The sequence below is a fragment of the Microbacterium sp. P2_F9 genome (genome assembly GCF_056403635.1).
Map to the genome: position 1 here is coordinate 1 of NZ_JBFUFC010000176.1, position 8,262 is coordinate 8,262.

The 8,262-nt window shown below is 70.9% G+C and carries 10 protein-coding genes; 2 read left to right on the forward strand and 8 right to left on the reverse strand.

Annotated elements, in window-relative coordinates; all coding sequences use genetic code 11:
* Nucleotides 1-27 precede the first annotated feature (27 nt).
* From AC1DVT_RS15625 to AC1DVT_RS15660, 8 genes are all read right to left on the reverse strand, one after another.
* Nucleotides 28-324 (reverse strand): SHOCT domain-containing protein, encoded by a 297-nt coding sequence (locus AC1DVT_RS15625; RefSeq protein ID WP_457098274.1) that lies wholly within the window; start codon nt 322-324, stop codon nt 28-30.
* Nucleotides 325-455: 131 nt separating this feature from the next.
* Entirely contained in the window at nt 456-1,121 is a 666-nt protein-coding gene (locus AC1DVT_RS15630; protein WP_477389921.1) for a response regulator, read from the reverse strand.
* Nucleotides 1,118-2,284 (reverse strand): sensor histidine kinase, encoded by a 1,167-nt coding sequence (locus AC1DVT_RS15635; RefSeq protein ID WP_477389922.1) that lies wholly within the window; start codon nt 2,282-2,284, stop codon nt 1,118-1,120. The genes AC1DVT_RS15630 and AC1DVT_RS15635 overlap by 4 nt, the downstream gene beginning before the upstream one ends.
* Nucleotides 2,285-2,378: 94 nt before the next feature.
* Complete coding sequence (locus AC1DVT_RS15640) at nt 2,379-3,302, reverse strand: 5'-3' exonuclease (RefSeq protein ID WP_477389923.1); 924 nt, start codon at nt 3,300-3,302, stop codon at nt 2,379-2,381.
* 72 nt (nt 3,303-3,374) lie between these two features.
* Nucleotides 3,375-4,502: a class I SAM-dependent methyltransferase gene (locus tag AC1DVT_RS15645; RefSeq protein ID WP_477389924.1), complete on the reverse strand. Its 1,128-nt coding sequence runs from the start codon at nt 4,500-4,502 to the stop codon at nt 3,375-3,377.
* Nucleotides 4,503-4,583: 81 nt separating this feature from the next.
* Nucleotides 4,584-5,279 carry a PKD domain-containing protein gene (locus AC1DVT_RS15650; protein ID WP_477389925.1) on the reverse strand — a complete coding sequence of 232 codons (696 nt, stop codon included), beginning with the start codon at nt 5,277-5,279 and terminating at the stop codon, nt 4,584-4,586.
* A gap of 64 nt (nt 5,280-5,343) precedes the next feature.
* Nucleotides 5,344-5,880 (reverse strand): hypothetical protein, encoded by a 537-nt coding sequence (locus AC1DVT_RS15655; protein ID WP_477389926.1) that lies wholly within the window; start codon nt 5,878-5,880, stop codon nt 5,344-5,346.
* Nucleotides 5,881-5,932: 52 nt separating this feature from the next.
* The gene (locus tag AC1DVT_RS15660; protein WP_477389927.1) at nt 5,933-7,015 is read right to left on the reverse strand and encodes an FUSC family protein; all 1,083 of its coding nucleotides are present in this window, start codon (nt 7,013-7,015) and stop codon (nt 5,933-5,935) included.
* Nucleotides 7,016-7,094: 79 nt separating this feature from the next.
* Between AC1DVT_RS15660 and AC1DVT_RS15665 the strand changes: the two genes are divergently transcribed.
* Together AC1DVT_RS15665 and AC1DVT_RS15670 are read left to right on the forward strand one after the other, a co-directional pair.
* A complete protein-coding gene (locus AC1DVT_RS15665) occupies nt 7,095-7,499 on the forward strand; it encodes a YchJ family protein (RefSeq protein WP_477389928.1) in 405 nt (134 codons plus the stop codon).
* A 114-nt stretch (nt 7,500-7,613) separates the two neighbouring features.
* A partial coding sequence (locus tag AC1DVT_RS15670; RefSeq protein ID WP_477389929.1) for an APC family permease occupies nt 7,614-8,262 on the forward strand: 649 nt, incomplete at its 3' end.

Here is an 8,262-nt window from a genome sequence, read left to right on the forward strand (position 1 = left end):
GTCGGTGGTCGACCGGCGCCCCCTCCGTCAGCTCACGGCGTTGGCGCGGATCACCTCGAGGCGGGCGCGGTACTCGACCTCGTCGATGTCGCCCTTCGCGAAGCGCTCGGCGAGGGTGACCTCCGCCTGGCGGGCCGCGTTGAGGCGTCCGTGCGGGCCGTAGCCGTTCTCCGCAGCGTTGCGGCGCCAGCGCCGGCCGAACACGATGAACAGCACCACGAACACGGTGATCCAGAACAGCGGGATCAGCAGGAACCAGGGGCCCCATACCCAGGGGCCGGCGAAGTGGGTGGCCACCATTGCGGTGGCGAGTGCTGCGGACATGGTCATCCTCTCGTCAGGATCAGCGACAGCCGTCGCCGATCGGATGCCTCGAGTCAACGCCGGAGCCGGCTCCGGCGAATCTGCCCGGGGGACGCACTCGGGCTGCTCCCGGGGGAGTAGCGGCGGTGCGGCTACTGCTGCCAGCCGGGTGTGGCGAGACCGGACTCGTAAGCGAGCACGACCAGCTGCACTCGATCCCGGGCGTGCAGCTTCTGCATGATGCGCGAGACGTGCGTCTTCGCGGTGAGGGGGGACAGGAACAGCGCTCCGGCGATCTCGTCGTTCGTGAGGCCCTGGGCGACGAGCCGCAGCACCTCGACCTCGCGGTCGGTGAGACCGGCGAGTTCGCTCGGGGCGACGGCATCCTTCATTCCCACCGCGGCACGCTCCAGCAGCCGCCGCGTGATGCCCGGCGAGAGCAGCGCATCGCCCGCGGCGACGACCCGCACCGCGCGGATGAGATCGACCGGCTCGGTGTCCTTCACGAGAAACCCGCTCGCGCCGGCGCGGATCGCGCGCGCCACGTACTCGTCGAGCTCGAACGTCGTGACGATCACGACCTTGACGGAGTGCAGTGCCGGGTCGGCGGCGATCTGCTCCGTCGTCCAGAGCCCGTCGCCGTCGGGCATGCGGATGTCGAGAAGGGCCACGTCGACGGGTGTCGCGCGGATGGCGCGCAGCAGGGCCTCGCCACCGGACGCCTCGGCCACGACCTGGATGTCGGGCTCCGAGTCGAGCAGGGCACGGAAGCCCGCGCGCACGAGCTGGTGATCATCGGCGAGCGCGACCCGGATCATGCCGTGGCCTTCCAGGGCAGTCGCGCAATGACCTCGGTGCCGCCGCTCGCGGCCGGCGCGACCGTGAGGGCGCCATCCACCAGCTCGGCGCGCTCTCGCATCCCGCGGAGGCCACCGCGCTCGATCGAATCCGCGGCGATGCCGCTGCCGTCGTCGAGCACGGTCACGACGAGGTGATCGGCATCCCGATCCAGGACGATCGTGGCGCGGGATGCCGCGGAGTGGCGCACCACGTTGGTGAGCGCCTCCTGCACGATGCGATAGGCGGTCGCCTGCGTCGCGCTCGGCGGCTGGTCGCCGGCGAGGCGATCGTCGAGCTCGATCTCGAGTCCGAGCCCGCTGCGCTGGACGGCCAGGGCGGGAAGCTGCGCGAGCTGCGGCTGCGGGGTCAGCGGGGCGGTGGAGGTCGCGGGCTCATCGCCGCGGAGGAACGACAGCACGCCGCGGACCTCGTCGAGGCCGGTGGCGCTGAGTGCTCGGATGTTCGCGAGGGCCTCGCGGGCGCGCTCCGGCTCCTTGTCGAACAGGTGCAGGCCGACGCCGGACTGCACCGCGATCTGGCTGAGCGAGTGGGCGAGGACGTCGTGAAGCTCCCGGGCGATGCGGGTGCGCTCCTGCTGCTCGCTCGCGGTGCGCCGCTCCGCGAGCTGAGCCCGCCGCGCCCGGCCGTGCTCCAGCCGCGCGCGGATGCCCTCCCCGATGCCGACGCAGATCGCGAGGGCCAGGGTGGTGATGGCGACGCGGAACGGATGCCAACTCATCCCCATCAGGCCGCTCGCGACGACCGCGGTGAGCCATGCGAGCCCGACCGAGAGGAGCGCCCAGAATCGCGCGCCGCGGACGATGCCGCCGACGATCGCGAACGCGAGGGCGATGAACGCCGGCCCCGCGTCCGGCGGGACGAACAGGTCGAGCGTCGTGAGCGCGGCAACGACGGCCACGGTCGGACCGGGCCAGCGCCGGGCGGCGAGGAGGGCGAGAGCGGATGCCGCGGCCAGTGCCACACTCAGGCCCGCCCAAGGCGGGGGGACGTCCTGCCAGAGCGAGACCGCGATCGTCGCAGGGACCTGGATGACGAAGGCGACGACCACCGGCACGAACAGCGTCACCGCGGGCGGCGGACCGAACCGGGGCCCGGACGCATCCCAGGTGTCGCGCGGCATGCGGTCGATCGTACGCCGCACGGCAGCGGGAGTCGTCCGATCCGGGGACGGCAGGCATGTACTCCCGGGGGAGTACGCCGGGTTGGCGTGCGGGTCAGACGGTGTCGAGGATGTCGACGATCCGGGTCATCGCCGCACCCAGCGCCCAGCGCTCGGCGAGGGATGCGGCATCCTTCTTCGCGGACTCATCGAGCGGACGCAGCAGGGTGTCGGGGACCGTCAGGTCGAGGTCGCGCACGACGGCGACGACCTTCGGGGCGACGGCGAGATAGGGGAGCCCCGCCTGGAGCTTGGCGCGGATGCCGGAGGACATACCCTCGCCGGCCTCAGCCGCGGCGAGGATGCCCGCGAGGTCGCCGTGCGTGGCCAAGAGTCCCGCTGCGGTCTTCTCGCCGATGCCCTCGACACCGGGWAGGCCGTCCGACGAGTCGCCGCGGAGAGTGGCGAAGTCGGCGTACTGGCTCGGGAGCACCCCGTACTTCGACACCACGACGGCGTCGGTCACGATCTCGAGGTTGCTCRTGCCGCGAGCGGTGTAGATCACCCGGACGTCACGGGAGTCGTCGACCAGCTGGAAGAGGTCGCGATCACCGGTGATGATGTCGACGGGGAGCGTCGCGCGCGTCGCGAGCGTGCCGATCACGTCGTCGGCCTCGTGCTCGGCGGCGCCGACGATCGGGATGCCGAGGGTGTCGAGCGCCTCGCGGATCACCGGCACCTGCACCTCGAGGGGGTCGGGCACGACCTCGATGTCGGGGCCGACCTCGACGACCTCGGCGACCCGGTGCGTCTTGTAGGTCGGGATCAGCTCGACTCGCCATTGCGGGCGCCAGTCGTCGTCCCAGCAGGCGACGAGGTGCGTCGGGCGATACAGCGTCACGAGCTTCGTGATGATGTCGAGGAACCCGCGGACCGCGTTCACCGGCGTGCCGTCCGGCGCGCGCACCGTGTCGGGCACGCCGTAGAAGGCGCGGAAGTAGAGGGATGCCGAATCGAGGAGCATGAGGCGGTCGGTCACGGGATCATCCTGGCACGGGCGACTGACGCGTCGGAGGTGACGGATGCCGCGGCATCCGTCCCTCGACCGAACTCAGGGGGCGTCGGAGCGGCGTCCGAGCAGCTCGTAGAAGCGCCAGAAGCCGAAGTCCTCGATCGGCAGGATAGTGAGCTCTGCGAACCCGGCGGCCCGGGCGTAGGAACGCAGCGTGTCGGGGCGCATCACCGTACCGGTGGCGACGCTCGGCTGATGCGACATCCCATCCGGGAGGCATACGAAGAGGCTGAAGGCGTACATCACGGCGTCGAACTCCGCCCCGGGCACCGCGAAGCGATCCCCGACCGCCTCGTCCATGATGATCACGAGGCCATCCGGCGACACCGCACGGCGCATCGCGCGCAGGACGTCGACGGGCTGTGGCATGTCGTGGATGCACTCGAACGCGAAGGCCGCGTCGAAGGGTCCCTCCTTCTCGAGGGTGTCCCCGCCGGCCAGATGGAACTGCACGCGATCGGCGACCCCCGCGGCCTCAGCATTGGCGCGGGCGAGCTGCACCGACGGCTCGTCGACATCGAAGCCCTCGACGCGGAGGTTCGGGTAGCCCTGGGCGAGCGCGATCGAAGACCAGCCGGCGCCCATCCCGACATCGGCGATGCGCGCGTCCGGGGTGCTCAAGACGCGGTGCAGATGGTCGACCTCGGGGAACACGCGGGCGAGCTGGTCGAACCACGGCCGGTTCATGTCGGCCTGGCCGGCGCGCGCGTCGTCGCCCAGCTGCTGCCAGCTCACTCCGCCTCCGCTGCGGTAGGCCTCCAGCAGGGCGGGCAGCTGCGGCCCGACGGCCCCGAACATGCGGGCGAGCGGCGCGATGTACGCGAGGCTCCGCTCGTCGGTGAGGGCCTCGGCCGCGGCATCCGTGATCTCGAAACGGCGCCTCTCGGCGTCGTCGGAGCCGTCGGCGAGCAGAAGCCCGGACACGGCCTGCTGCTCGAGCCACTCGCGGGCATACCGTGCGTTCGTACCCGTGCGCGCGGCCAGGTCGCCCGCGGTGGCGGGACCGTCCGCGGCGAGGCTGCGATACCAGCCGAGCCGGTCACCGAGGTAGATAGCCATCGTCTCGGCCGCCCCGACGGCGGACTGCAGCACCCGCAGGGCCAGGTCGTCCGCCGTCTGYAGGGTCTCCACCGCGCGGGAGTCGTTTTCGCCGTCGGTCGTGGACATCATCGTTCCCTTCGGGCAGGTAGTCGGAGGATACGCCCGGCTTCGGGTGCCCGTCAGGGGCCTCGCGGCCCCGCCCCGCGGTCAGCAGCCGGGACCGCGGGGATCTTCGGCGCAGGTCTTGTCGACGAGGGCCGTGCGGACCTCCACGACGCGGACGTCGTACCCCGCGGTCGTCGCGCTGACATGGCCGTCGACCGGACGGAAGCCCGTGCCGAAGTCGACCGAGGCGGCGTAGCGCACCGTGACGGCGACCGGATAACTGCCGCGCGAGCGATACACGTGGCTGGTGGCGGTCGGGGTGAACTGCGCCTGGCGGAGATCGGGCCAGGTGGCGCCCCCGGTCGTGGTGCGCGCGCTTCCTCCGTCGCCGTAGTCGAACGTGTAGTCCGTCGGCACGAACCGCACGACGACGTCCCAGCCGAGCACGACGCCGGGAATGCGCTGTTCGGATGCCGCGGCCACGATGTTCGCCGGCATTCCGGCGACGCCGAAGCCGAGCGGTTCGCCGGTGAGGGAGGGGACCGCGGGGCGGAACGAGGCGAGGTCGGCGAGGGTGACGTCGGKGATCGACAGGACGCTGTACAGCGGGCGGCAGAACTCGGTCAGGCAGGTCGGGTCATACGCGGGCTGGACCGGGGGAGCCTGGTCGGCGTTGCTGTCATCGCGGTTGCGGTCGGGGGTCGTGGATCCTGGGCGGTCTTCGGTCGCGCCGATATCGACTTGGGAGCCGGTGTTTCTACCTTGCAGTCCGCGCCCCACATGCCAGAGAGTCCACATCTGTCCGCAGGTGCCGGACCGGCCATCGCGAGGACAACGACGATTCCGACGGCTGCCAGCCCACTTACGGCATGCATGGCGGCGTGAGGTCGAAGCCGACGATTTCCGCGATTCGGTAGCCCGTGGGTGAGCCATCGGCTGGCACTGCCGTCACTTTGGTGGATTGAACATCTGGTCGAGCAGCGGCGACTTGTGACTCGCCACTCGCGTCTTGCAGAACCACTCTCGACACGTCGACGCAGGATCCGAGATTCACCTCGTCGAAGTCGGCGCTGGATGTCAAGTGATCGAGGCGGGCAATCCGTGTCTCACCCTGCACCACCCAGCCTTCGGCGTGCCACTCCGAGAGCGTCTTGCGCTCATCGGCGTTGAAGTCGCCGGTGGTCCAGGCGTAGACCTCTTCGAACGTCTCCGGATCGCTCAGATCGACCTGGTTCAGCGCATCGACGTAGGCGCGGTAGGTCGCCTCGGCCGCGGCGAACGCCTCTTCCTCAGAGGAGAAGAGCGGAGTGGGTTCGGGATCCGGCTGGGCGAAGCATCCGGTGGCCGTCGTGATGACGCACGCCAGCACCGCGGCGGCGGCCAGCACACGAGCTTTCACGCGGCCAGGCTACCTACGGGTCGCAGGCGCTGCGGCGAGTTATCCACACCCGTCAGGGCGCGGCATCCGGTTCCGTGAGGGTCTCGTGGATGCGGCGGAGGTCTTCCAGGAGCGACCCGATCAGGATCCAGTGGGTGGAAGGGGGCCGCGCGATCTGCAGCTGCGCGGTGAGGGCGGGCGGCTCGTCGATCGGCAGGACGTCGTCCTCGTCGTCGATGAGATCCGCGCGGGTGACCCCAGGCGAAGCGGGCGATTCGGTCGTGCGCACGCGCAGCCGCACGTCGTGCGACGCGCGGTGAAGCTGCTCGGCGATCGCCCGTACGGCGGGGTCGTCGACGATGTCGACCTCATAGCGCTCGCTGTAGCCGCGGGTCATGCCGATCATCTGGGTGACGATCGGCCGGAACCGCTCCACGGCGGCCTCGAGTGCGACCAGCTCGGCGCGGTGCCGGCGGCTGCGCGGATTCAGCATCAGGGAGTCGGCGCCCGCGGCGAGGGCCCGGTCCGCCTCCTCGAGCGCCGGGCGCACCGCGCGGGCGTCGAGCAGCAGCTGTGCGAGCTCGGACGGGGTGCGGGGATGCTCCAGCGCGTCGGCGAGACGTTCGAGGGCGCTCGCGAGACCCTCGCCCAGCGCTTCGACGGCACGGTGCGCGGGTGTGACCGCCACAGGGGGAACGAGCGCGACGTTGACGACGACGCCGATCGCGGCACCGATCAGGGTCTCCAGAATGCGGTCGAACGCATACTGCGGCGTCGCCGAGCTCAGCGCCAGCACGAGCAAGGCGCTGATCGCGACCTGGTTCGCGGTGCCCGCGGTCATGCGCAGCGCCCAGCCGATCAGCAGGGCGACGGTGACGGTGAGGATGACGACCCACGTGGCATCGCCGAGCCAGATGCCGAACACCGAGGCGACGACGACTCCGGCGATCACGCCGATGCTGCGCTCGATCGCCTTCGCGAACGACTGGTTGACGCTCGGCTGCACCACCAGGAGCGCGGCGATCGCGGCGAACACCGGCGGTCCGGGGGTCATGAGGTCGGCGACGATCCAGGCCGCCGCGGTCGCGACGGCGGACTTCGCGACGTGCAGCAGTGGAGCGCGCTGCGGCGCTCGGACGATGGCGGACATGCGCATGGTCCCACGCTAGGGCGCGCGGGTCGCGCCTGCGCGGACGACGGCCGTCCGCCGGCGCGGCCATAGGCTCGACCTCGCCATGACCGCTTCGTTCGCCACCGTCCGAGATGGCGACCCGTGCCCGTGCGGCAGCGGCGTTCGCTTCGACGGATGCTGCGCCCCGGCGCTGCGCGGCACTCCGGCGCCGACCGCCGAGGCGCTGATGCGCTCGCGGTACACCGCCTTCGTCGTGGGCGATGCCGCCTACCTCTCGGCGACCTGGCACCCCGGAACCCGACCCGAGACGCTCGATCTGGAGCCGGATCTGCGCTGGACCGGCCTGGAGGTGATCGACTGCGAGTCGGGGCTCGCCGGCGACAAGCGGGGGACTGTCGAGTTCCGCGCGCACTGGCGGCAGGCGCGCGAGAGCGGGGTGCTGCACGAGCGCAGCCGCTTCGTGTTCCAGAGCGCGCGGTGGTGGTATCTGGACGGCGTCGTCGGGTGACAGCTCCCGCGCTCGCCGGTTCGGCCGAGCGGGGCCTCACGAACGAGGCAGCCGCCTGGACAGGCAGGGCCCCCGCGGCGATACGCTGACGAGCAAAGTGAGGAAGGGGCATCCGTGAGCCTTCGTGAGCAGCTCTCCCGGCGCAAGCCGATCGTGCCACCCACGCCCCATCCCGGTGGGCTCGAACGTCGGATCGGCACCTTCCAGCTCTCGATGATCGGCGTGGGCGCCACCGTCGGCACCGGCATCTTCTTCGTGATGCACGAAGCGGTGCCGCTCGCCGGACCCGCCGTCATCATCTCGTTCATCCTGGCCGGCCTMGCGGCGGGGCTGTCCGCGCTCTGCTACGCCGAGATGGCTTCGGCGGTGCCGGTCTCGGGATCGTCCTACTCCTACGCGTACGCCACGCTCGGCGAGGGCGTCGCGATGCTTGTCGCGGCCTGTCTGGTGCTCGAATACGGGGTGTCCACGGCAGCGGTCGCTTCCGGGTGGAGCGGCTACCTCAACCTCCTCCTCGAGGACCTGTTCGGCTGGCGCATCCCGCCCGAGCTCAGCGCGGCACCGGCTGAGGGGGGAATCATCAACCTGCCCGCGATCGTGCTCGTCGGCATGTGCATGCTGCTGCTCCTCCGCGGCACGCGCGAATCCACCACGGTGAACGCGATCATGGTGCTGATCAAGCTCAGCGTGCTGGTCATGTTCGTCCTGGTCGCGCTGACCGCGTTCAATGCCGATCACTTCGCCGACTTCGCCCCGATGGGGG